The organism is Kitasatospora sp. NPDC101183, from assembly GCF_044767945.1.
GTDB lineage: Bacteria > Actinomycetota > Actinomycetes > Streptomycetales > Streptomycetaceae > Kitasatospora.
Window position 1 is genome coordinate 446,990 of record NZ_JBIWOW010000001.1, and the last position, 23,638, is coordinate 470,627.

Genomic DNA, 23,638 nt, shown 5'->3' on the forward strand with positions numbered 1-23,638 from the left:
TGATCACTCCTCCGTGGAGATGAAGACGTTCTTGGTCTGGGTGAAGGCGTCGAGGGCGTCCGGGCCGAGCTCGCGGCCGAGGCCGGACTGCTTGAAGCCGCCGAAGGGCGTGGTGTAGCGCACCGAGGAGTGCGAGTTGACGGACAGGTTGCCGGCCTCCACGCCGCGCGAGACCCGCAGTGCGCGGCCGACGTCCCTGGTCCAGATGGAGCCGGAGAGGCCGTACTCGGTGGCGTTGGCGATGCGCAGGGCGTCCTGTTCGTCGCGGAACGGGACGACCGCGACGACCGGGCCGAAGATCTCCTCGGTGAAGGCGCGGTCGTCCTGCCGTACGGGCGCGAGCACGGTCGGCGGGTACCAGAAGCCGGGCCCGTCGGGGGCGCTGCCGCGGAAGGCGACGGCCGACCCGTCGGGGACGTAGGAGGAGACCCGGGCCCGGTGGGCGGCGGAGATCAGCGGGCCCATCTCGGTCTTCTCGTCGGTCGGGTCGCCGACCCGCACGCCGAGGACGGCGGGCTCCAGCAGCGCCATGAAGTCCTCGAACACCGAGGCCTGGACAAGGATGCGGGAGCGGGCGCAGCAGTCCTGGCCGGCGTTGTCGAAGACCGCGTACGGGGCCGTCGCGGCGGCCTTGGCGAGGTCGGCGTCGGCGAAGACGATGTTGGCGCTCTTGCCGCCGAGTTCGAGGGTGACGGGCTTCACCTGGGTGGCGCAGCCCGCCATGATCTCCTTGCCGACCGCGGTCGAGCCGGTGAAGACGACCTTGCGCACGTCGGGGTGGGTGACGAAGCGCCGTCCGACGACCGGGCCCCGGCCGGGAAGGACCTGGAGCACGCCCTCGGGGATTCCGGCGGCCAGGGCGAGTTCGCCGAGGCGCAGGGCGGTGAGGGGGGTGAGTTCGGCGGGTTTGACGATGACGGTGTTGCCGGCGGCGAGCGCCGGGGCCAGGGCCCAGGCGGCGATCGGCATCGGGAAGTTCCAGGGCACGATGACCCCGACCACGCCGATCGGTTCCTGGAAGGTGAGGTCGATGCCCCCGGCGACGGGGATCTGCCGGCCGAGCAGCCGTTCGGGCGCGGCGGCGTAGTACTCGATGACGTCGCGCGCGTTGCCCGCCTCCCAGCGCGCGTTGCCGATGGTGTGGCCGGCGTTGGCGACCTCCAGGGCGGCGAGGTGGTCGCGGTCGGCGTCGACGGCGGCGGCGAAGGAGCGCAGCAGTCGGGCGCGGTCGGCGGGGGCCACCCTGCGCCAGGTGTCGAAGGCGGCGCGGGCGCGGGCGACGGCGGCGTCGGTTTCGGCGAGGCCGGCGAGTTCGACGGTGGTGATCACCTCCTCGGTGGCGGGGTTGACGACCTCGTAGAGGTCCGGTGCGGTCATCGGGGTGTCTCCCTCTGGTTTGCTGGGACGAAGGCCTGGTTCGTGGTGGCTGAGGCCTGGCTCGTGGTGGCGAAGGCCTGGCTCGCCGCGACGAACGCGTGGAACAGGCGTGGGTCGGCGGGGTCGGTCTCGGGGTGCCACTGGACGCCCGACGCGAAGCGGTGGCCGGTCAGTTCGAGCGCCTCGACAGTGCCATCGGCACTGTGCGCGGTGGCCTGAAGTCCGGCCCCGAGCCGGTCGACGGCCTGGTGGTGGTAGCAGGAGACCTCGGCGCTCGGCCCCAGGACCTCGGCGAGCTGGCTGTCCGCCACCACGGTGACCCGGTGGCGGACGAAGCGGGCGGGGACGGTCTGGTGGCTCCCGTCGGGCAGGTGCTGCCGGAGGGTGCCGCCGAGTTCGACGTTGAGCAGCTGCATGCCGCGGCAGACGCCGAGCACCGGGAGGTCCCGGCGGAGCGCGGTGTGCAGGAGCGTGCTCTCCCAGCCGTCGCGGGCGTGGTGCGGCGGGCCGGTGCGCGGGTCGGCGTCCGCTCCGTAGCGGGCCGGGTCGATGTCCGGTCCGCCGGCGAGGACGAGTCCGTCCAGGGTGTCGAGCAGGTGGTCGGCCCCGCCGGGTTGCGGCGGCAGGAGCACCGGGGTGCCGCCGGCGCGGACGACGGCGTCGACGTACGTCTGGGGGACGAGGCTGGCGCGCTGGTTCCAGACGGACCAGGCGGCGTCGTCCTGGTAGGCGGTGATGCCGATCAGGGGTCGTCGGCGGTCGTCGCGCGTCACAGCCGCTCGAATCCGCGGCGCCGCTCCCAGTCGGTCACCGCCCGGTCGTAGGAGGCGAGTTCGGTGCGTCCGGCGTGGGTGTAGTGCCGGACGACGTCCTTGCCGAAGGCCTCGGTGGCGACGGCGCTGCGCTCGAAGGCGTCGACCGCGTCGCGCAGGGTGGCGGGCACCCTGGGGGCGGCGGAGGCGTACGCGTTTCCGGTGAACTCCGGTTCGAGTTCGAGCTGTTGCTCGATGCCGTGCAGTCCGGCCGCGATCAGGGCGGCGACGGCGAGGTACGGGTTGACGTCGCCGCCGGGGACGCGGTTCTCGAACCGCAGGGAGGGGCCGTGGCCGACCACGCGCAGGGCGCAGGTGCGGTTGTCGCGGCCCCAGGCGATGGCGGTGGGCGCGAAGCTGCCGGGCACGTAGCGCTTGTAGGAGTTGACGGTGGGGGCGAACAGCAGGGCGAAGTCGGCCAGGCAGGCGAGCTGTCCGGCAAGGAAGTGCTCCATGGTGCGGGAGAAGCCGTGCGGACGGTCACCGGCGAACACGGGGGCGCCCCGACCGTCGCGCAGGCTCAGGTGGATGTGGCAGGAGTTGCCCTCGCGTTCGTCGTACTTCGCCATGAACGTGAGGCTGTAGCCCTCCTGCGCGGCGATCTCCTTGGCGCCGGTCTTGTAGACGGCGTGGTTGTCGCAGGTGGTGAGGGCGTCGGCGTACTTGAAGGCGATCTCGTGCTGGCCGAGGTTGCACTCGCCCTTGGCGGACTCGACGGTCAGGCCGGCGCCGGCCATGCCGTTGCGCAGGCGGCGCAGGAGCGGCTCGATCCGGCCGGTGCCGAGGACGGAGTAGTCGACGTTGTACTGGTTGGCCGGGGTGAGGCGGGTGTAGTCCTTGTCCCAGGCCTGTTCGTAGGTGTCCCGGAAAACGATGAACTCCAGTTCCGTGGCGGCCTGGGCCTGCCAGCCGTATCCGGCGAGGCGGTCGAGCTGGCGTTGCAGGACCTGGCGCGGGGAGACGGCGACGGGGCTGCCGTCGTGGTGGGTGACGTCGCACTGGACCATGACGGTGGCGGGGTGCCAGGGGACGCGCCGCAGGGTGGAGAGGTCGGGGCGCAGCGTCAGGTCGCCGTAGCCGTTCTCCCAGGAGGAGATCTCGTACCCGTCGACGGTGTTCATGTCGACGTCGACGGCCAGCAGGTAGCCGCAGCCTTCCGCGGCGCCGGGTACGACGTCGTCGAGGAAGTACTCGGCGGCGACGCGTTTGCCCTGGAGGCGGCCCTGCATGTCGGTCATGGCGAGCACGACGGTGTCGACGGACCCGTCGGCGACGCGGGCGCGCAGGTCGTCGAGGGTGAGCCTCGGGGCGGTCATCGGGTCTCCAGTTCGGTGTCCGGGCGATCGGGTGCGGGGCCGACGTGGGGCCCGGTGAACCAGGTGCGGGCGGAGGCCAGCCACCACACTCCGGCGAAGCCGACGACGACGAGCACGGCGACGGGGGTGTAGTTGAAGCTCTCGGCGGTGATCGGGCTGGCGGTGGGGAGCATGAACAGGACGGTGATCGCCGCGGTCCAGCCGACGGCGACGATGCCGATCGGGCGGCTCCACCGGCCCAGGTGCCAGGGGCCGCGCGGGAAGTCCTCGCCCTGGCGCAGCCGCAGGTAGACCGGGATGACGTAGGAGAGGTAGAGGCCGATGACGGAGATGGAGGTCACGGCGGTGTAGGCGGTGGTGTTCCAGAGTGCGGGCAGTCCGAGCAGCAGCGCGCCGCCCGTCGCCAGCCAGACGGCGTTGGTCGGTGTCCGGGTGCGCGGGGAGATGCGGTGCCACAGTCGGGAGCCGGGCAGTGCGCCGTCGCGGGAGAAGGCGTAGATCATGCGGGAGTTGGCGGTGACGGAGGCCATGCCGCAGAAGAACTGGGCGCCGATGACGATGAGCAGCAGGATCTGGGCGCCGCCGTCGCCGATCGCGTCGATGAAGATCTGTGCGGGCGGGACGTCCGTGTCGCTGGCGAGCGCGCCGTCGTAGTCGCGGATCGCGAAGGTGATGCCGAGCAGCAGTATCCAGCCGGCCGCCAGGGAGACGGTGATGGCGTTGACGATGCCGCGCGGGCCGGAGCGGGCGGCGTCGTGGGTCTCCTCGGTCATGTGCGCGGAGGCGTCGTAGCCGGTGAGGGTGTACTGGGCCATCAGCAGGCCGATCATGGCGACGTAGAACTGGTTGTGGAAGCCGGTCCGGTTGACGAACTCCGTGAGGACGAAGGAGACGGGGGCGTGCCGGTCGGGCAGCACGGTCAGGGCGCCGACGATGACGGCGACGCCCACCAGGTGCCACCACACCGACACGCTGTTGAGGACGGCGACCAGGCGCACGCCGAAGGTGTTGAGCAGGCCGTGCAGCAGCAGGATGACGGCGAAGATCTCCATGGTGTGCGCGGGGCTGGCCTCGACGCCGAAGCGGAGGGTGAGGAACGCGTTGGTGAAGAAGGCGGCGCCGTAGTCGACGCTGGCGGTCACCGCGACCTGGCCGAGGAAGTTGAACCACCCGGTGAACCAGCTCCAGGCGGGGCCGTGGCTGCGGGTTCGGGTGAGTTTGGCGGACCAGTAGTACAGCCCGCCGGCCGTCGGGTAGCTGGAACAGATCTCGGCCATCGCCAGCCCGACGCAGAGCGTGAGCAGGCCGACCACGGGCCAGCCCCAGACGATCAGCGCGGGGCCCCCGGTCTTCATCCCCGTTCCGTACAGGGTCAGGCAGCCGGACAGGACGGAGACGATGGAGAAGGAGACGGCGAAGTTGGAGAAGCCCGACATCGAGCGGGCCAGTTCCTGGGTGTAGCCCAGCTCGCTCAGTCGCTGTTCGTCGGCGGAAACGGGGGCGGTGTTCGCGGGAAACACGTCGGGGGCAGGGTGATCGGGTGAGCGTGCGTCGGTCATGGGCACCCCTGGGGGTTGAGGGTGTGCCGGGGAGCGCACGGCCACGACGGCGTGGCGAGGTCGCCCCGGCGAGTTCGACGGTCGGACGGCTCGTCAATGGCCTGGAACCAGACCATTGGGTGGGTGAGCAGCATCGTTCCGGCTCGGTCGGGGCCACGTCAAGAGTGGGGAGGGAACGAGTGCGGGGAACCCGTCCGTAGGTACGATTCCGGCGTGGACGTGGACGTGGACGAAGCGCGTGAGCGGGCGCGGCTCGACTGGCAGGCCGGGGCGCTCCTCCGGCCGGTCCGGACCGGCAACGCCTTCGAGGAGACCGTCGAGAGGCTGCTCCAGGCGATCAAGCTCGGCGTCTTCGACCTCGGCGACCGCCTGCCCGCCGAGCGGGATCTCGCCGCCCGGCTCGGCGTCAGCCGGGAGACCCTGCGCGAGGCGCTGCGCACGCTGCAGCAGGCCGGCTGCGTTGAACCGCGTCGCGGCCGGTACGGCGGCACCTTCGTCACCTACCGGCGGCCCGCGCCGGACGTCGCCGACCTGCGCCGCGCCGCCCGCGACCTCGGCGGCGCGCTGGAGGACGCGCTGACCTACCGCCAGGTGCTGGAGGTCGGCGCCGCCGAGGCGGCCGCCCGCCGCCCCCTCTCCCCCAACCAGCGGGCCCACCTGGAGAGCCGGCTGACCGACCTGGAAGGGGCCCCGGCGGAGCAGTACCGCCAACTGGACTCGCGCTTCCACCTCGCCATCGGCGAACTCACCGGCTCCCCCACCCTCGCCGCGGCCATCGCCGAGGCCAGGATGCGTCTCAACGACCTGCTCAACGCCATCCCCATGGTGGACCGGAACATCGAGCACGCCGCCGAGCAGCACCGGGCGATGGTCCGGGCGATCCTCGCCGGGGACGGTGACGCCGCCCGGCGCGCCACGGAGGAGCACCTCGCCGCTACGGCCGCGCTGCTGCGGGGCTTCCTCGCCTGAGCGTCGACCGGCCCGAGCGTCGACCGGGGTACTTCCGGTGATCATCGAACCGATGATCACCGGGGATACGGGGAAGGGGGCGCCGCACCGCGGCCGCCCCCTTGCGCACCGCGGGTCATGCAGCCTTCGTGGGGTCCCCCGTGGCCCAGGCGACGCCGTCGCCGCGGTCCATCGTCCCGATCGCGGTCATGTCCTCCTCGTCGAGGGCGAAGCCGAAGATGTCGGCGTTCTGCCGGACGCGGTAGGGGTTGGTGCTCTTCGGCAGCACCGGGTAGCCCTTCTGGACGGCCCAGCGCAGGAGGACCTGTGCCTCGCCGACGCCGTACTTCCGGGCCATGACCTTGAACGGGCTCTCCGCCTGCTCACCGTCGGCCCTCATCCGCTCCGACTTCGCGCTGTCGTGCCCCTCGGCGGTGCGCCAGGTGGAGAGCGGGACCAGGCTGCTGTAGGCGATGGGCGTGATCCCGTTGTCGTCGAGGTAGCGGACCAACTCGGGCTTCTGCGACCACGGGTGGAGTTCGATCTGGTTCGCCGCCGGCAGCGGCAGGCCCGCCGCCTTCAGCTCCTCGATGTGCCCGATGCCGAAGTTGCTCACGCCGATGGCGCGCGCCTTGCCCTGGCGCTGGAGCTCGACGAGCCCGCGCCACTGCGCGAGCCTGTCCTCGCGCCCGAACGGCGCGTGGATCAGGTACAGGTCCACGTGGTCCAGCCCGAGCCGTTCGAGGCTCTCGTCGAGCGAGGTCACCGTGGACTCGGTGGTCTTCGCCTCCTGCCCCCACTCCCGGTTCCCGGGCCAGAGCTTCGTGGTGACGAACAGGTCGCCGCGCGTCAGCCCTTCGGAGCGGAGGGCCTCCTCGATGCCCGCGCCGACGCCGGACTCGTTCCGGTAGACCTCGGCCGTGTCGATGTGCCGGTAGCCGGCGCGGACGGCCTCCGCCACCGCCGCGGCGGCCTCGCCGTCCTCGATGAGGTACGTGCCGAAGCCCAGGTAGGGGATTTCGGTGCCGGTGGTCAGTGTTCGGGTGCGCATGCTGTTCTCCTCGGAAACGGGAAACGCGACGTGATCGACGCTACCCAGCGGGGCCTCGCGACGCCTGCCCGCTCCTCCCTGTGGCTTGCCCGATCCTGCACGGATTGAGAGAGTAGGCTGGCCCACGCGGCTGCCCCGGTGGTCCGGCCGGGGTATCGACGGAGGACGAATCGTGCACCTGGAACGACTGATCGAGGACGCTTCACGCCGGGTCCGCGTACCGGAGGGCAGCCGTCCACAGGCCGTGCCGCAGCCGATGCCGGGCCTCCAGATCCTCCGGCAGAACTCCCCGACCTCCTTCCAGGCCTCGCTGTACGAGCCCGTCCTGTGCCTGATCCTGCAAGGGGCGAAAGAGATCACGATCGGCGAGCAGACGCTGTCGTTCGACCCGGGCGACTGCGTCCTCGTGAGCCACGACCTGCCCGTGACCTCCAGGATCACGAAGGCGCCCTACCTGGCACTGACGCTCGCGGTGGACATCGCCGCGATCCGGGAGCTCTACGACAAGGTCGCCGACTCGGCGCTCGACGGCGAACACGCCCGCGTGCTGCAGAAGCACCGGGCGGACCCGGGGCTGCTGGACGCCATGGGCCGGTACCTGGCGCTGGCCGACTCCCCCGCCGACGCGCGGGTGCTCGGCGCGCTCACCTCGACGGAGATCCACTACCGCCTGCTGACGGCCCCGTTCGGCGGCATGCTCCGCCGTCTCATGCGCCGCGACAGCAACGCGAGCGCCGTCGCCCGCGCCATCGGCCGCATCCGCGAGGACATCCGCTCGCCGATCACGGTCCCGGATCTCGCACGGCAGGTCGGGATGAGCGCGTCCTCCTTCCACAAGCACTTCAAGGCGATCACCTCGACGACGCCCCTGCAGTTCCAGAAGGACCTCCGTCTGCTCGAAGCACGGCAGCTCCTCAGGACGGGCGGCCCCTCGGTCACCACCGCCGCCTACGAGGTCGGCTACGAGAGCCCGAGCCAGTTCAGCCGAGAGTACGCGCGCAAGTTCGGGGTCCCACCGAGCCAGGACCTCGCCGGTGCGAGCGCCACGGCGTAGGTGCGGCCCCCGCCTCCGGCGGGTCCGGCCGGGGCACTCGGCCGCGCTACAGTCCGTCCCATGAGTGAGTCGATGCGCCCTCCCTTCGGAAGTTTCACGGCCGTCTCCGCCGCGCTGGAGGTCTGCGACGACCTCGCCGCACCCGTGGCCGACGCCCTGAAGAACTGGGACGCCCGCGAGGCCGCCGAGTCCGTGCTGTACGTGGACACCGACCCCGAGAGGGCCGACACGGCGGTGTTCGCCGAGGTCTACGAGGTGCCCCTGGAGCTCTCCGCGAACTGCGTGGTGGTCGCGGCCAAGCGCGGTGGGGAGGTCACCCTGGCCGCGTGCCTCGCCCTAGCCCATACCCGGGTCGACGTCAACAAGGCCGTCCGCACGCACCTGGGCGCCCGCAAGGCCTCCTTCGCCCCGATGGACACCGCCGTCGAGCAGACCGGCATGGAGTACGGCGGCATCACCCCCGTCGGCCTGCCGCAGGCCTGGCCCCTGCTGATCGACGAGGCCGTGGCCGCCGCCCCGCACGTCCTGGTCGGCAGCGGCCGGCGCCGGGGCAAGCTCATCCTCCCCGGCTGGGCGCTGGCCCAACTACCGGGCGCCGAGGTGCTGGCCGGCCTGGCCGGCTGAGAACCCTGACGGCCGAGGCCCGGGACGGCGGCGCCGACCTTCCGTCTTTCACCATCGAGGAGCACGTCATGACCGATCAGGTCCACGCCCATCTGCTCACGGCCATCGAGCTGGCGGCGAGCGCACGGGAGCACGGGAACCACCCCTTCGGCGCCCTGCTCACCGACCGCGCCGGGAACCTCCTGCTCACGGCCGAGAACACCGTGCTGACCGACCACGACGTCACCGGCCACGCGGAGACCAACCTGGTGCGGCTGGCCTCACGCACGCTCACCCCCGCCCAACTCGCCGACACCACGCTCTACACGAGTACGGAGCCGTGCGCGATGTGTTCCGGCGCCATCTACTGGAGCGGCATCCCCCGCGTGGTGTACGCGCTCGCGGCGACGGAGCTGAACGTCCTCGCGGGAGTGGACCCCGAGGAGCCGCTGCTCGACCTGCCGTGCCGCCAGGTCTTCGCGGCCGGCGGGAACACCGTGGAGGTGTCGGGACCGTACCTCTACACCGAGGCCGCCGCCGTGCACGCCGGCTACTGGGGGTAGGCACCCGACGGGGCCGGGCGGGCGGCTTCCCAGTAGCGGGGGTCGGCGGGTGGGCGGGTGCGCAGGTCGGCGCGGACCTCCTCGGCAAGGCGGAGGGTGTCGCGCCGGTTGATGTGGGCGCCGATGCCGGCGCCCAGCAGGAGCGGGGTCACGGAGGGCACGCGGCGCAGCCAGCTGCGGGTGAGCCGGTGGCGCACCCGTCGGCGGACCTCGGCGCCCAGGGCGAGGGCGGCGAAGCCGGCTGGGCGCACCAGCAGCGTGGCGTCGATGCCCCGACGGTCGGCCCAGGCGGCCAGGTAGGCGCCGGCTCGCTGCGGGACGGTGCCGGGTGCGGGGAGGCCGTACACCTCGTGCAACTCGGCGACGAGTTTCACCTCGACGGCGGCCACGGCCAGGGTCTCGGCCGCGATCTCCATCGGCATCGCGGGCGGCACCGGCAGCATCGCGGCCGCCCCGACGCCGGCGCCGAGCGCGCCGCAGGCGCGGGTGGCGCCGGTGACCAGCAGGTCGGCCAGGCTCTCGGGGGTGGTGGCGCCGGGGTGCTGGGCGCGCAGGGTGGCGAGGCCGCGCACGGGGATGCGGGGCGCGGCCCGGATCAGTTGCTCGGTCAGGGCACGGCCGCCGACGGCCGTGCCCCGGGCGGCGGCACGGCCGCCTCGGCCCAGCAGGTGCGCGCCCTTGGTCACCAGCGCCCGGCCCCGGCCGTGCTGCGGCCTCGCGGCCGGACGTTCGGCCTCCTCGACGAGTTCGGCGAGGCCCACGGCCAGGCCCTCCCCGGCGACGGGGTCCGGGTCGGAGTCGGTCGGATGCCCGGAACGATCCGATTTGTGGAATTTCCTCATGGGCTCGCGGATACCCCGCCCGGCCGTCCGCCATGCCCTTGATCGTGGTCTGCCGAGTGCCCGACGCTGTCGGGGATCTCGGCGATGGCGGTCCGCCGTGCCCAGGCATCCCGGTCTCCGAGATCCTCGACCTCGTCACCCGCGATCAGCGCTGCGTCTCCTCACGGTGCCCGACGGCGGCCGCGCCGGGTATGACGAGCAGCTTGCCGGTGGTGCGCCGGGCCTCCAGATCGCTGTGCGCCTGCGCGGCCTCGGACAGTGCGTAGCGGCCCGTCACAGCGACATCAAGTGCCTTGGAGCGCACCCACGCGAAGACATCGGCGGCCCGTCGGAGCAGTTCGGACCGATCGGCGATGTAGTCCCCGAGGCTGGGCCGGATCAGCGTCAGCGAACCGCCGTGGGCGAGCCGGATCGGGTCGAACGGAGGCACGGCACCACTTGCCGCGCCGAAGAGCACGAGGTGGCCGCGGGTTCGCAGGCTGGCGAGGCTCGCGTCGAAGGTGTGCGCGCCGACGCCGTCGAAGACGACCGGCAGTCCCTGACCGCCGTTGAGCCGCCTCACCTCGGCTGCGAGATCGTCGACTTCGGAGGAGAGGATCACCTCGGCGGCCCCGGCACGCTTCGCCAACTCGGCCTTCGCCGTGGTGGACGTCGTACCGATCACCCTGCCGCCGAGATGGGTGATGAGCTGGGTCAGAAGCAGCCCCATGCCACCGGCAGCCGCGTGCACGAGCACCGTGTCGCCCGCCCGGACCGGGTAGGCGTCCTTGACGAGGTAGTGCGCGGTCATGCCTTGGAGGAGCGCGGCGGCGGCCGTCTCGAAGTCGATGTCGTCGGGCAGCGGCACCAGCCGGGAGGAGTCCACGACGGCCCGCTCGGCATACGTGCCGGGAATCTCCGCCCAGGCGACCCGGTCCCCCACCGCGACGTCGGTGACGCCCGGCCCGACCTCGACGACCGTGCCGGCGCCCTCGGAGCCCGGGGTGAAGGGCAGCGGGAGGCTGTACCGGCCTTCGCGGTGGTAGACGTCGAGGAAGTTGACCCCGGATGCGGCGACCTCCACGACCGCCTCGCCAGGCCCCGGCCGCGGCTGCTCGACCTCGGCCTCCCGCAGCACCTCGGGACCGCCCACCTCGTACACCTGGATTGCTCGCATGACCCCTCCGACAAACGATTTTCCCCCACCAACTCCCAAGATCGCGATCCGATTCCCGGCCGGGCCGGCTACGGGCCACGGGCTACGGGCCACGGGCTACGGGCTACGGGCTACGGGCTACGGGCTACGGGCCGAGGGTGAGCAGGTGGTCCGCGTGGGTGGCGGCCAGGGGCAGGTCGTGGGTGACGAGGACGACGGCGAGGCCGTGGTCCGCCCGCAGGGTGTGCAGGAGGTGCATGATGCCGGCGGCGGTGGCGGGGTCCAGGGCGGAGGTGATCTCGTCGCAGAGGAGGACGTCGGGTTCGGCGGCCAGGGCGCGGGCGATGGAGACGCGTTGGCGCTGCCCGCCGGAGAGTTCGTGCGGGTAGCGGGCGGCGTGCTCGGGGGTGAGGCCGACGGCCTGGAGCAGGGAGGCGACGCGGTGGTCGTCCGTCCGGCCGAAGTGGAGCTTCAGCGGGCGGGCGAGGGTGGCGCCCACCGTCCGGGCCGGGTTGAGGGCGCCGAGCGGGTTCTGCGGGACGAGTTGGACGCGGCGGCGCTGGTCCTGGGTGCGGCGGCGGTGGGAGGCGGCGAGGGGCGCTCCCCCGAGGGTGACGGTGCCGGCGTCCGGGCGGTGGAGCCCGGCGAGGGTCCGCAGCAGCGTCGTCTTGCCGCAGCCGGAGGGGCCGGTGACGCCGGTCAGGGTGCCGGGGCGGAGGGTGAGGTCGAGGTCGGCGAAGACGGGCCGGCCGCTGCCGACCCGGGCGGCGAGCGCCTTCACCTCGACGACCGGGACGACCGGTTCGGCGAGGATCGGCTCGACCTGCTTGAGGAGTACGGGTGTTGGCGCCTCGACGGGAGCTGCCGCCAGCGCCAGGACGTCGTCGGCGCAGCGCGCGACGAACTCCGCGTCGTGGCTGGTGAGCCCGACGGCGATGCCCTCCCGCTCGGCGAGTTCGCGCAGCAGGTCGGCGATCCCGTCGCGCAGGGCCGGGTCCAGGCCGGCCGTGGGTTCGTCGAGGAGGAGGACGGCGGGGCGCCGGGCGAGGGCGCGGGCGAGGGCGACGCGTCGCTGCTGCCCGCCGGAGAGGCCTGCGGTGCGGCGGCGTTCGAGGCCTTCGTCGACCGGCAGCCGTACGGCGCGCAGCAGGTCCGGTACGGAGGCGGCGCGGCGGGCGGGGGCGGTCTCGGTGATGAGCCGGTCGACGCGCATGCGGGGGTTGAGCCCGGAGCCGGGGTCCTGGCCGACGTAGGCGAGGTGGTGGCGGCGCAGTCGGCGCAGTTCGCCGGGCGGGAGGGCGAGGATGTCGTGGCCGAGGACGGTGAGGCTGCCGCCGGTGACCTGTGCGCCGGGCGGCAGGGCGCCGACGAGGGCGCGCAGCAGGGTGGTCTTGCCGACGCCGGAGGGGCCGGTGACGGCGGTGACGCGGCCGGGGGCGAGGGCGAGGGTGGCGTCGGTGAGCAGCGGGGTGCCGCGAAGGGTGACGGAGAGTCCGGCGACACGGACGACGGGGGTCCTCACAGCGGTGGTGCTCACAGCGGCGTCTCCGGGGTGGGCCTGGCGGGGGCGAGGGCTTCGGCGGCGAGGTTGACGCTGATGGCGAGCAGGCCGATGGCGAGGCAGGGCGCGCCGACCGCCCACGGGTTGAGGGTGATCCCGGCGGCGTTCTCGCGGATCATCAACGCCCAGTCGGCTTCCGGCGGTTGGGGGCCGAGCTGGAGGAAGGCGGCGATGGAGACGATGTAGACGCCCTCGACGAAGCGCAGGCCGAACAGGGCGAGGACGGTGGAGCGCAGGTTGGGCAGGACCTCGTGGACGGTCAGGTGCCACAGGTTCTCCCCGCCGGCCGCCGCTGCCTCGACGTACCCCGCGGAGGCGACGGGCCCGGCCGCGGCGGCCACGATCCGTACGGCGTAGGGGACGCCGAGGACGACGGCGGCGGCCGCCACGGCGAGGCGGCCTCCGCCGGGCCAGGCGAGGGCGATGAGCATGATGGCGAGGACGGACGGCAGCAGGATGGTGAGGTCCGCGGCGCGTTCGATCCAGCGGCCGAGGGCGGGGCGCAGCGCGGCGAGGATGCCGAGGGCCGTGGCGGTGGCGGTGACGACCAGGGCGATGGCGAGGGCGGTGGCGATGAGCGCGGTGCCGCCGCTGAGGAGGCGGCTGAGGACGTCGCGTCCGAGCTGGTCGCCGCCGAGCGGGGCGTCGGCGCCGGCCTCCGCGTACGGGAAGACGACGGGGGCGTCGACGGGGTGCGGGGCCAGGAGCGGTCCGGCGAGGGCGGCGGTGACGAGCAGGAGGGCGGGGGCGGCGCGCAGGAGCGCCCGTCGCTTCCTCCGGACGGCGGCGGGGGCCGTGACGGTCATTGGCGTTCGCCTCCCAGGACGGCGGTGCGGGCGAGGTCGGCGATCAGCAGGAGCACGCTGATGGAGGCTCCGGCGGCGGCCACGACCCCGGCGACGAGCGGGGTGTCGCGGTCGGTGATGGCCCCGGCGAGGACGGCGCCGATGCCGGGGTAGTTGAAGAGGGTCTCGACGACGACGGTGCCGCCGAGCAGCATTCCGGCGGAGGTGGCGATGCCGACGGCGATGGCGGGCAGGGCGCCGGGGAGCATGTGGTGCCCGAGGACGCGCCGCCGGGGCAGGCCGTCGAGGACGGCGGCCTGGACGTGCGGCAGGGCCGCCTGGTCGGCGAGCGCGCCGCGCACGATGCGGGTGTTCCAGCCGATCTGGGGGACGGCCAGGGAGAGCAGCGGCAGCAGGATCATGGTCCAGGTCTCGGGCCTGCCGTCGGGCCCGGTGAGGGTGACGGCGGGCAGCCAGCCGGTCCACTGGGACAGCAGCAGGAGCAGGGCGACGGAGACGACGAACTCCGGGAGCGCGAACGCGGCGGTGGACAGGGCGTCGACGGCGCGGTCCACCCGCCCGCCGGGGCGCAGCGCGGACCAGCCGCCGAGGGCGAGGGCGCCGACGGTGCTGACGGCGAGGGCGAGGCCGCCGAGCAGGAGGGTGTTGGGGAAGGGCCCGGCGAGGACGTCGGTGACGTGCTCGCCGCGCGCGGTGGTGCCGAGGTCGCCGGTGGGCAGGCCGGTCATCCAGTCCCAGAAGCGTTCGGGGACGGGCCGGTCGAGGCCCATGGCGGTGCGCCGGGCGGCGAGGTCGGCGCCGGTGACGCCCCGGTCGGAGGTCGCTCCGGCGGCGTCGCCGGGCAGGAGTTCGACGGCGGCGAAGACGGCGGCGAGCAGGAGGACGAGCATGAGCAGGCGCCGGACGGCCTGTCGGGCGGCCTGCCGGGCGGCCCGGCCCGCACCCGGGAGGATGCGGGCCGCGGCCGGGTGGGCGGTGGTCAACGCGCCAGCCAGGTCTTCTCGAGCTGGACGCGGCCGTAGCCGGGGAGCTTGGGCAGGTCGCGGACGGCGGCGCCGGCGAGGTCGATGCCGTCGGCCATGCCCCACAGCAGGTAGCCGGACTTGGCGAACTCGATCTCCTGGAGCTGGTGGAGGAGCTTGTCGCGCTCGGCGGGGTCGGGGGTGCCCATGGCCTTGCGGTACGTCTCGTCGAAGCCGGGCTCGTTCCAGCCGGTCTCGTTCTGCCCGGCGTCGGAGAGCATGGTCTTGGAGGCGTAGAACACGACGGAGTCGTTGGTGCCCCAGTAGGTGGTGTAGAGCTGGCCCTTGAGCCAGGTCGCGTCCCAGAAGACCTTGGAGTCCTGCTTGACGACGTTGACCTTGACCCCGGCCTCGCGGACCTGGGTGGCGAAGAGGGTCGCGGACTCGGCGAGTCCGGCGATGTCCTCGGTGGTGATCAGGTCGTACGTCTTCGAGGTGTCGAACCCGGCGTCGGCGAGCAGCTGCTTGGCCTTGGCGAGGTCGCGGGCGCGCTGGGGGACGTCCTTGGCGTAGGCCGGGTCGCCGGTGCCCAGGATGTCGTTGGCGACGGTGCCGTAGCCGGAGAGGACCTGCTTGACCATGGCCTCGCGGTCGACGGCGAGCTTGAGGGCCTCGCGGACCCGGGGGTCGGCGAAGGGGCCGTCGGCGGTGCGCATGACGATGGGCATCGCCATGTCGTTGGGGCGCCGGACGATCTGGACGTCCTTGCGGGCCTCGGCGGTGCGGGCGGCGACGGCGCCGACGTTGGAGGCGAGGTCGATCTGGCCGGCGAGCAGGGCGTTGGCCATGGCCTGGGGGCTCTCGAACAGGCGGACCTCGACGGCGTCGAGGAGGACCTTGCCGCCGTACCAGTTCTCGTTGCGCACCAGGCGGGCGTTGCCGTCGCGGTACCAGTCGAGCTTGAAGGGGCCGGTGCCGGGGGCGCCCGCGATCGCGTCGTCCTTGGTGTCCTTCTTGAGGACGAAGGTGGTCATGCGGGTGAGCAGGGGCAGGTCGGCGTTGGGGTAGTCGGAGACGAGGACGACGGTCTTCGCATCCTCGGCCGTGATGCCCTCGGGCTGGATGCCGGGCAGGCGGGACTTGCCGGCGGGGGTGTTGCGCAGGCGCTTGAGGGACCAGACGACGTCCTCGGCGGTGACGGGGGTGCCGTCGTGGAACGTGGCGCCCTCGGCGAGGGTGAAGCGCCAGGTCTTCAGGTCGTCGGAGGCCTTCCAGGAGGCGGCCAAGCGGGGGGCGGTGTTGGGCTTGTCGCCGGGTATCGCAAGGGTGTCGTAGAGCAGGCTGATGATCAGGTAGTCGCTCTCGTTGGACTGCGTACCGTGCGGGTCACGGGTGGTCGCGGAGGCCTTGCCGAGGGCGCCGACCTTCAACGTGCCGCCGCTGCGCGGCTGTTGGGAGGCGCCGCCCGAGGGGGCGCTGTCCTTGGAACCGCCCGTGCTGCCGCCGCAGGCGGCGAGTGCGCCAACCGCTCCGATGCCTGCACCGGCCCACAGCAGCTGTCGTCGGGTGACGCCCACGTTCGATCCTCATCTCGGGTTGCGCTCGATTTGCTTAGGTTTACCTATCCTAAGTTTGAGGCATCGCGCAAGCCGCCGGGTACTCGGGGCCACAGAATCGTTCGTTCACAAATCGGCCCCTGGCCAGGGAAGTTGATTCCGCGCGACATCCGATCCACCGCCCGATCCTGCGACCACGAACATGTCAACTTCGGGCTGGGTAAGGCTTGCCTTACCTCAAACGGGTTGTTACGTTTCCAGTCGTCCGGCCGCCCCAGCCGCTCCGGACCACGACCCACACGCAGCTCCCGCCGCCGTCCCGCAACGGCGCGGTGATGCCGCACGCCCGCACCCCGTGCTCCTTCTCCCTCCCGTCCCCGGAAGGTCCCGCCGTGCCCACCTGCCCTGCCCCGGTACGCCGTCTCGACCCCGCCCTCGCCGCGGAACTCACCTCCGCCGCCACCGAGTTGCTCGCCCTCCACGGCTCCCCGGCCAGCCCGGCCCTGCTCGCCGACCTGCCCGCCCGCTGCGCCCGCCTCAGCGAGCCGCTGCACCTGCGCCTGCGCCCGGTCGACACCGCCGACGGCCTCTTCGTCCTGCGCGGCCTCGACGTCGACGACGCGCGGCTCGGCCCGACCCCCGGCCACTGGTCGAAGGCGGGAGACTCCGGCGAACTCTGGGACGTCGTCCTGCTGCTCGTCTCCACCCTGATGGGCACCCCCATCGCCTGGGAGGGCCAGCAGGACGGCCGGTTCGTGCACAACATCGTCCCCTCCCCCGGCCACGAGGCCGAGCAGACCGGCGCCTCCAGCTCCGTCCTGCTCACCCCGCACACCGAGGACGCCTTCCACCCGGGCCGCGCCCACCTGCTGCTGCTCTGCTGCATGCGCAACCACGACCGCATCGCCACCACCGCGGCCAGCGTGCGCAAGGCCGACCTCCCGGAGGCCGACGTCGAGCAGCTCACCCGCCCCGTCGCGCCGATCCTGCCCGACGACGCGTACGAGCAGGCGCGGCAGTTCGGCGGCCGCCCCGACCCCGTACCCACCCTCTTCTCCACCGCCGAGGGCCTGACCATGCGCTACGACCCCGCCTACACCCCGCTGGAGGAGGCCGACGAGGCCTGGCGCGCCGCGTACGGGCGCCTCGGCGAGGAGCTGGCCCGCGTCTCGGTGGCCGTCGCCCTGGAGCCGGGGGACGTCCTCGTCGTCGACAACGACCTGGTCGTCCACGGCCGCGTCCCCTTCCGGGCCCGCTACGACGGCACCGACCGCTGGCTCAAGCGCGCCTCCGCCCGCGTCGAGGGCCGCCCCACCCGCCCGGCCGCCGAGCGGGAGGAGCACGGCTACGGCCAGGCCGCGCTCACCGCCTGGTCCGCCTGAGAGCACGCACCTCCAACTCCCTGAAAGGGCCCACCCCATGGACCGGGACGACACCACCCTGCGCGTCCTCTCCACCGGCGACCTCGCCGGGCTGGAGATCACCCTCGCCGACGTCCTCGACACCGTCGAACAGGCCTACCGCACCCTGGCCGCCGGACAGTCCGACAACCCGCGCAAGCTCACCGTCAAGCCCGCCGACGGCCACTCCGTGTCCTACGCCATGCTCGGCCGCGACGGCGTGCGCAACGTCGTCGCCGTCAAGACCTCCTACAAGCACGGCCTGCACGAGAGCCGCGAACGGCAGCACTACTACACGACGCTGAGCATCTACGACGACGTCACCGGCCTGCCCGTCGCGATGATGGACTGCTCCCGCATCGGCTCCCTGCGCACCCCGGCCGCCTCCGCCCTGCTCGCCCGCGAGTGCGCCGCCCCCGACGCCCGCACCGCGCTCGTCATCGGCACCGGCACCCAGGGCCGCCTCGCCCTGCCGTTCCTGCTCACCGCCCTGCCGAAGCTGGAGCGCCTGCTGCTCTGCGGCACCCACCCGGACGGCATCGCCGCCGTCCGCGCCGAACTCGCCCGGCACTTCCCCGACCGCGAGCTCGAACTCGTCACCGACCTGGAGGCCGCCGCCCGCGACGCCGACCTCGTCCTCGCCACCGCCGGCCCCCACACCCCCGCCGCCGTCGAGGCCGACTGGCTGCGCCCCGGCGCGGTCGCGGTCCTCATCGGCCACGGCCTCGCCCCCTCCACCCTCCACCGGGCGGACCGGGTCGTCGCGACCAGCGAGGCCCAGATGCGGGTCACCGGCGTCGACATGGCCGACGCCGACGGCGCCCTCCCGGCCGTCGACGTGGAGCTGCCCGCCGCGATCTCCGGCGCCGCCAGGGCCCGTACCGCCGACGGGCAGCGCATCTTCGCCTACAACAGCGGCCTCGTCGTCACCGACATCGCACTCGGCCACCGCTTCGCCCAGCTCGCCGCCGCCCAGGGTCTCGGCACCGAGGTGGCCCTGTGGCGCTGACCCTGCCCGCCCACCCCGACCCACTCACCGACCGCCTCCACACCGGCGGCCTGCTGCACGAACTCGCCCACGGCCTCGGCGGCCCCTTCCACTACCTGCTGCCCGAGCGCTTCGACGCCAACCTCGCCGACTTCCGCGCCGCCCTCTCCGAGGCCGGCGTCGACGGGGCCGTCCACTACGCCAAGAAGGCCAACAAGGCCTCGGTGTTCATGGACCGCTGCGCCGCCGCCGGCGCGGGCGCCGACGTCGCCTCCCTCGGCGAACTGCGCGACGCCCTCGGCCACGGCGTACGCGGCGAGGACCTCGTCGTCACCGGGCCCGCCAAGTCCGCCGAGCTGCTCCACGTCGCGGCCCGGCAAGGCGCGTTGATCACCGTCGACGCCCTGGACGAGCTGGACCGCCTGCTCGCCCTCGACACGCCCCGCCCCATACGGGCCCTGCTGCGCCGCCACCCGCCCGCCCAGCCGCGCAGCCGCTTCGGCCTGGACGAGGCCCAGATGGACGAGGCGCTGCGCCGCTGCGCCGAGGCCGGGGGCGCCGTCCGCATGGAGGGCTTCAGCTTCCACCTCTCCGGCTACGCGCTCCAGCCGCGCGCCGACCTCGCCGGGGAGCTCGTCGAACTCTGCCTCAAGGCACGGACGTTGGGCCTTCCCGCCGACCGGATCAGCATCGGCGGCGGCTTCCCCGTGGACTACGTCGCCGCCGAGGACTGGGCCAGGTTCCTCGACGGGCACGATCCCCGGCACTACCACGGCCACAAGGCCTTCGCCGTCGGCGAGTTCTACCCGTACCACTCGCCGGTCGCCGGAGCCGACGCCCTGCGCGCGATCCTCGCCGCCCGGCCCGGCGGCAGCGGCACGAGCCTCGCACAGCGCCTGCGGGAGGCCAGGGTGGCGCTGCTGGTCGAGCCCGGCCGCGCCCTGCTCGACCGCGCCGGCTCCTCGGTGTTCCGCGTCCAGGGCGTCAAGGACCGTACGGGGTACGGCATCGTCACCGTCGACGGCACCAGCCTGAGCCTGTCCGAGCAGTGGTTCAACAGCGAGTACCTGCCCGAACCCGTCCTGCTGCCGCAGGAGCACCGGGAGGACGGCCCGTACGAGGCCTGCGTGGGCGGCGCCAGTTGCCTGGACTCCGACCTGCTGACCTGGCGGCGGATCCGCTTCCCCGCCCGGCCCCGGTACGGCGACCTGCTCGTCTACCCCAACACGGCCGGCTACCAGATGGACTCCAACGAGTCCCCCTTCCACGACCTGCCCCTGCCGCCCAAGGTCGTCATCGACCACGGCGGCGACCGCCCCCGCTGGCGCCTCGACCACTGACTCCTGGAGTTCTCCCACCGTGACCGACGCCCTCCACCGCCCGCCGGTGGTCAGCCGGATGACCGACCTCATCGGGTACACCCCGCTGTTCGAGCTCGCCCGCGCCGACAACGGCGCCCGCCTCCTGCTCAAGCTGGAGATGTTCAACCCCACCGGCAGCGCCAAGATCCGCATGGCCCGCCAGATGGTCCTCGACGCCGAGGAGCGCGGTGACCTGCGCCCCGGCGGCCACGTCATCGAGTCCACCTCCGGCAACACCGGCCTGGGCCTGGCCGTGGTCGCCGCCGAACGCGGCTACCGCTTCACCGCCGTCGTCGACCACCACGCCGCCGCCGACAAGCTGCGCGGGATGAAGGCGATGGGCACCGAACTCGTCTACGTGGACGAGGACGGCGGCGAGGACCTGCACACCGCCGCCCGCGAGGAACTCGCCGAGGAGATGGCCCGGGGCAGGGACAACACCTTCTTCACCGAGCAGCACAACAACCCCAGCAACGCGGTCGGTTACCACGCGGTGGGCCGCGAGATCGCCCAGGCGCTGGACAACCGGGTGGACGTGCTGATCGGCGCCGTCGGCACCGGCGGCGGCCTGTGCGGCACGGGCGCGGAGCTGAAGAGGAGCGTCCCGGACCTCACCGTCGTCGGCGTCGAGCCCGAGGGCTCCATCGCCTTCGGCCCGCCCGCCCACGACTACTACCAGTCCGGCACCGGCACCCCCGAGGGCGCCACCATCGGCCTGCTCGTCGACTACGACCTCATCGACGAGGGCGTGAAGGTCGGCGACGTCGAGGCCTTCGCCACCGCCCGCGTCGTCGCCCGCCGCACCGGCCTGCTGATCGGCGGCTCGGCCGGCGGCGTCGTCCACGAGGCCCTCGCCCGCCTCCAGGCCCTGCCGCCGGAGGCGGTTATGGTCGCCTTCGTCAACGACGGCGGCGAGAAGTACATGGACACCGTCTTCAACGACGACTGGATGCACGCCCGCTCCCTCGTCGACCCGGCCGTCGAGGCCCGGATCGACGAGACCCTCACCAAACTCCGCAGGAACTGAGTTCTACGATGCAGCAGTTGACCACCCTCGTCCGCGACAGCCGGGCCCTCGCGGCCCTCGCCGTCCCGCTCGCCCTCACCCAGCTCGCCCAGGTCGCCCTGACCACCACCGACACCGTCATGATGGGCGTCCTCGGCACCGAGGCGCTCGCGGCCGGCGGCCTCGCGCTGGTGATCTTCAACCAGTTGCGCACCATGGGCGTCGGGCTGGTCACCTCCGTCGGCAACCAGGTCGCGGCGGCCGCCGCCCGCGCCGAGCAGGCCGACGGGGGCGAGGACGAGGACGAGGTGCGCGGCCTGGTCCGGGCGGCGATGGCCGTCGCCACCCTCGCCGGGATCGCGGGCGCCGTCCTGATGGTCCTCATCGGCCAGGCCGCCACCCTGCTCGGCCAGGAGGCCTCCGTCGCCCACCGCGCCCAGGGCATGCTCGCCGCCCTGGCGCCCGGACTGCTGCCCTGCCTCTGGTTCCAGGCGATCCGCCAGTTCACCGTCGGCATGCGCCGCCCGCAGGCGCTGCTGCGGATCACCGTCGCCTCCGTCGCCGTCAACGCCGGGCTCAACTGGGTCTTCATCCACGGCAGTTGGGGCCTGCCCAAGCTCGGCCTCACCGGCATCGGCGTCGCCACCAGCACCGTCCACCTGCTCTCCTTCCTCGCCCTGTACGCCTCCGCCCGCCGCGACCCCGAACTCGCGCCGCTGCTCGGCCTCGACTTCTGGCGCGCCGACCCCGCCACCGTGCGCCGCCTGCTCGGCCTCGGCACTCCGATCGCCGCCACCTACGGCTCCGAAGCCGGGTTCTTCTCCGTCACCGCGCTGCTCGCCGGCAGCTTCGGCGCCGCCGCCCTCGCCGCCCACACGGCCGTCAACCAGCTGATCTACATCGTCTTCCAGGTCGCCGTCGGCCTCTCCCACGCCGCCTCCATCAACGTCAGCCGCGAACTCGCCCTCGGCGAGTACGCCGCCGCCCGGCGGATCAAGAACACCGCCCTCGCCTGCGGGGCCGTCGTCACCACCCTCGTCGGCCTCGCCTACCTCACCGTCCCCGGCCTCGTCCTGCGGCCCTACTTCGACCCCGACGCGGCCGCCGACCAGCAGGGCCTGCACATCGCCACCGGTCTGCTGGCCGTCGTCGCCGTCCTGCAGTTCTTCGACTGCGCCCAGAACATCGGCGTCGGCCTGCTGCGCGGCCTCGACGACACCGGGAGCGGCTTCCGGATCACCCTCGTCGGCTACTGGCTCGTCGGCCTGCCCGCCGCCTGGCTGCTCGCCTACCCCCTGGGCGGCGAGACCCGGGGCCTGTGGCTCGGCCTGCTCCTCGGCCTCGCCACCACCGCCGTGCTCCTGCTGCGCCGCTACGGCCACGCCCTCACCGCCAGGGCCGCGGCGCCCGTCACCACCTGAACCACGCCCGACCCCTCCATCCCCAGACAGGCAAGCCCCCCATGAACACCGCCACCCTGGCCGCGACCACGGCCGGATACGCCGTGCCCCCGCTCTGGCGCCTCCTCACCAAGACCGGCTACTTCCTCGGCCTCAGCGGGGCCATCGGCGCCACCGTCACGTACGCCGCCACCGTCCGCCCCGCGCTGCGCTCCGCCCGGGGCGCCGCCTCGGACACCGCAGCCTCGGGCACCACCGCCTCGGATGCCATCGCCTCGGATGCCATCGCCGAGGGCACCATCGCCGAGGACGCCGCCGTCCTGCGCCGCCGCTCGGCGCTCTTCCTCGCCTGCTCGGGCGTCGCCCTGCTGGTCGCGGGCTACTTCCAGCTCGCCGCCCGCGTCGCCCGGGCCGGCAAGGGCATGCCCTTCGGCGACGCCCTCGCCCCCGGCGCCCAGTGGGACTTCCTGCGCGCCCCCGCCGCCAAGGGCGCCTGGATCGCCCAGGGCACCGTCTACCTGGTGCAGAACGCCCTGCTGGTCGCGACCGCCCTCGCCCTGATCGCCCTCCTCGCCCCGGCCGCCCGCCGCCGTACGGACGCGATCGCGCTCGCCGCGCTGCCGCTCTCCCTCGCCGTCACCCTGGTCGCCGCCGTGCCGACCACGGCCCCCGCCGACCTCGACGCCTGGCTGAACCTGCTGTTCGACCAGGCCCACATCGTCTCCGGCGTCGTCTGGCTCGGCGGCCTGGCCCTGCTCGTCGCCCTCGCCGGCACCCGCCGCCGCCTCGGCGAGGGCGCCGGCCTCCTGTGGGCCGACGTCTGGCGCCGCTTCGGCCTCCTCGCCATGGTCTGCGTCGCCGCCGTCACCGTCTCGGGCCTCTGGCTGAGCTGGAAGCACGTCGGCGGCATCTCGCAGCTGTGGACCACCGGATACGGCCTCGCCCTGCTCGTCAAGCTCCTGCTGGTCGGCGGCCTGGTCGCCGCCGGGGCCTTCAACCAGCTCTGGCTGACGCCCCGCATCGCCCGGGCCCGCGCCGCCGACGACACCGCCTCGCTGCTGCACCTCACCCTGCGCCACTTCCCCCGGGTCGTCTGGGGCGAGGTCGCCCTCGGCCTCGCGGTGCTCCTCGTGCTGCCCTTCATCTCCGGCTCCGCCCGTACCGAGGCCGGCAGCCCGAAGGCCGTCTCCTCCGCCACCCTCTTCACCGGCGGCGCGGCCCTCGCCCTCGCGCTGGCCGCCTCCCTGTACGCGACGGTGCGGATGTCCGACGCCCTGGCCCGGCGGTCGGCCGCGACCCTCTGACGCGGCGAACGGCCCTGGTCACGCCCGGATCGGG

General features: G+C 73.3%; 21 protein-coding genes. 10 read left to right on the top strand and 11 right to left on the bottom strand.

What is annotated here, in order from left to right:
- Positions 1–3: 3 nt before the first annotated feature.
- From ACIRRS_RS01865 to ACIRRS_RS01880, 4 genes are read right to left on the bottom strand one after another with little or no spacing between them, the layout of a single operon-like run.
- Positions 4–1,377, bottom strand: a complete 1,374-nt coding sequence (locus tag ACIRRS_RS01865) for an aldehyde dehydrogenase family protein (RefSeq protein WP_402963372.1) — start codon at positions 1,375–1,377, stop codon at positions 4–6.
- Entirely contained in the window at positions 1,374–2,150 is a 777-nt protein-coding gene (locus tag ACIRRS_RS01870) for a gamma-glutamyl-gamma-aminobutyrate hydrolase family protein (RefSeq protein WP_402963374.1), read from the bottom strand. The genes ACIRRS_RS01865 and ACIRRS_RS01870 overlap by 4 nt, the downstream gene beginning before the upstream one ends.
- Positions 2,147–3,505 (bottom strand): glutamine synthetase family protein, encoded by a 1,359-nt coding sequence (locus ACIRRS_RS01875; RefSeq protein WP_402963376.1) that lies wholly within the window; start codon positions 3,503–3,505, stop codon positions 2,147–2,149. The genes ACIRRS_RS01870 and ACIRRS_RS01875 overlap by 4 nt, the downstream gene beginning before the upstream one ends.
- Positions 3,502–5,064, bottom strand: a complete 1,563-nt coding sequence (locus ACIRRS_RS01880) for an amino acid permease (RefSeq protein WP_402963378.1) — start codon at positions 5,062–5,064, stop codon at positions 3,502–3,504. The genes ACIRRS_RS01875 and ACIRRS_RS01880 overlap by 4 nt, the downstream gene beginning before the upstream one ends.
- A gap of 213 nt (positions 5,065–5,277) precedes the next feature.
- On the opposite strand from ACIRRS_RS01880, the gene ACIRRS_RS01885 reads away from it, so the two are divergent.
- The gene (locus ACIRRS_RS01885; RefSeq protein ID WP_402963380.1) at positions 5,278–6,033 is read left to right on the top strand and encodes a FadR/GntR family transcriptional regulator; all 756 of its coding nucleotides are present in this window, start codon (positions 5,278–5,280) and stop codon (positions 6,031–6,033) included.
- A 115-nt stretch (positions 6,034–6,148) separates the two neighbouring features.
- On the opposite strand, the gene ACIRRS_RS01890 is transcribed toward ACIRRS_RS01885, so the two are convergent.
- Entirely contained in the window at positions 6,149–7,063 is a 915-nt protein-coding gene (locus ACIRRS_RS01890) for an aldo/keto reductase (RefSeq protein ID WP_402963381.1), read from the bottom strand.
- A gap of 172 nt (positions 7,064–7,235) precedes the next feature.
- On the opposite strand from ACIRRS_RS01890, the gene ACIRRS_RS01895 reads away from it, so the two are divergent.
- The 3 genes from ACIRRS_RS01895 (at position 7,236) to ACIRRS_RS01905 (ending at position 9,283) form a co-directional block, all read left to right on the top strand.
- Positions 7,236–8,117 (top strand): AraC family transcriptional regulator N-terminal domain-containing protein, encoded by an 882-nt coding sequence (locus ACIRRS_RS01895; RefSeq protein ID WP_402963383.1) that lies wholly within the window; start codon positions 7,236–7,238, stop codon positions 8,115–8,117.
- A gap of 72 nt (positions 8,118–8,189) precedes the next feature.
- Positions 8,190–8,741, top strand: a complete 552-nt coding sequence (locus tag ACIRRS_RS01900; protein ID WP_402963554.1) for a YbaK/EbsC family protein — start codon at positions 8,190–8,192, stop codon at positions 8,739–8,741.
- 68 nt (positions 8,742–8,809) lie between these two features.
- Positions 8,810–9,283: a nucleoside deaminase gene (locus tag ACIRRS_RS01905; RefSeq protein WP_402963386.1), complete on the top strand. Its 474-nt coding sequence runs from the start codon at positions 8,810–8,812 to the stop codon at positions 9,281–9,283.
- Here ACIRRS_RS01905 and ACIRRS_RS01910 read toward each other — a convergent pair.
- The 6 genes from ACIRRS_RS01910 to ACIRRS_RS01935 all read right to left on the bottom strand — a co-directional run bounded on the left by ACIRRS_RS01910 (position 9,271) and on the right by ACIRRS_RS01935 (position 16,166).
- Positions 9,271–10,125 carry a hypothetical protein gene (locus ACIRRS_RS01910; protein WP_402963389.1) on the bottom strand — a complete coding sequence of 285 codons (855 nt, stop codon included), beginning with the start codon at positions 10,123–10,125 and terminating at the stop codon, positions 9,271–9,273. The two genes, ACIRRS_RS01905 and ACIRRS_RS01910, sit on opposite strands and share 13 nt — an antisense overlap.
- Positions 10,126–10,270: 145 nt before the next feature.
- Positions 10,271–11,281 (bottom strand): quinone oxidoreductase family protein, encoded by a 1,011-nt coding sequence (locus ACIRRS_RS01915; RefSeq protein WP_402963392.1) that lies wholly within the window; start codon positions 11,279–11,281, stop codon positions 10,271–10,273.
- 124 nt (positions 11,282–11,405) lie between these two features.
- Positions 11,406–12,797 carry an ABC transporter ATP-binding protein gene (locus ACIRRS_RS01920; protein ID WP_402963395.1) on the bottom strand — a complete coding sequence of 464 codons (1,392 nt, stop codon included), beginning with the start codon at positions 12,795–12,797 and terminating at the stop codon, positions 11,406–11,408.
- Positions 12,794–13,627, bottom strand: coding sequence for an ABC transporter permease (locus tag ACIRRS_RS01925; protein WP_402963398.1), 834 nt, complete (start codon positions 13,625–13,627; stop codon positions 12,794–12,796). The genes ACIRRS_RS01920 and ACIRRS_RS01925 overlap by 4 nt, the downstream gene beginning before the upstream one ends.
- Complete coding sequence (locus tag ACIRRS_RS01930; protein WP_402963401.1) at positions 13,624–14,610, bottom strand: ABC transporter permease; 987 nt, start codon at positions 14,608–14,610, stop codon at positions 13,624–13,626. Before ACIRRS_RS01930 ends, ACIRRS_RS01925 begins: the two co-directional genes overlap by 4 nt.
- A complete protein-coding gene (locus ACIRRS_RS01935) occupies positions 14,607–16,166 on the bottom strand; it encodes an ABC transporter substrate-binding protein (protein WP_402963404.1) in 1,560 nt (519 codons plus the stop codon). The genes ACIRRS_RS01930 and ACIRRS_RS01935 overlap by 4 nt, the downstream gene beginning before the upstream one ends.
- A gap of 371 nt (positions 16,167–16,537) precedes the next feature.
- On the opposite strand from ACIRRS_RS01935, the gene ACIRRS_RS01940 reads away from it, so the two are divergent.
- The 6 genes from ACIRRS_RS01940 to ACIRRS_RS01965 are packed head-to-tail and all read left to right on the top strand — an operon-like array spanning position 16,538 to position 23,604.
- Complete coding sequence (locus ACIRRS_RS01940; RefSeq protein WP_402963407.1) at positions 16,538–17,527, top strand: TauD/TfdA family dioxygenase; 990 nt, start codon at positions 16,538–16,540, stop codon at positions 17,525–17,527.
- Positions 17,528–17,564: 37 nt separating this feature from the next.
- The gene (locus ACIRRS_RS01945) at positions 17,565–18,554 is read left to right on the top strand and encodes an ornithine cyclodeaminase family protein (protein ID WP_402963410.1); all 990 of its coding nucleotides are present in this window, start codon (positions 17,565–17,567) and stop codon (positions 18,552–18,554) included.
- Positions 18,545–19,873 carry a Y4yA family PLP-dependent enzyme gene (locus tag ACIRRS_RS01950; RefSeq protein WP_402963413.1) on the top strand — a complete coding sequence of 443 codons (1,329 nt, stop codon included), beginning with the start codon at positions 18,545–18,547 and terminating at the stop codon, positions 19,871–19,873. Before ACIRRS_RS01945 ends, ACIRRS_RS01950 begins: the two co-directional genes overlap by 10 nt.
- A 19-nt stretch (positions 19,874–19,892) precedes the next feature.
- Positions 19,893–20,921, top strand: a complete 1,029-nt coding sequence (locus ACIRRS_RS01955) for a cysteine synthase family protein (protein WP_402963416.1) — start codon at positions 19,893–19,895, stop codon at positions 20,919–20,921.
- Positions 20,922–20,929: 8 nt separating this feature from the next.
- Positions 20,930–22,321: an MATE family efflux transporter gene (locus ACIRRS_RS01960; protein WP_402963419.1), complete on the top strand. Its 1,392-nt coding sequence runs from the start codon at positions 20,930–20,932 to the stop codon at positions 22,319–22,321.
- A 41-nt stretch (positions 22,322–22,362) separates the two neighbouring features.
- A complete protein-coding gene (locus ACIRRS_RS01965; protein ID WP_402963422.1) occupies positions 22,363–23,604 on the top strand; it encodes a CopD family protein in 1,242 nt (413 codons plus the stop codon).
- Positions 23,605–23,638: the final 34 nt, after the last annotated feature.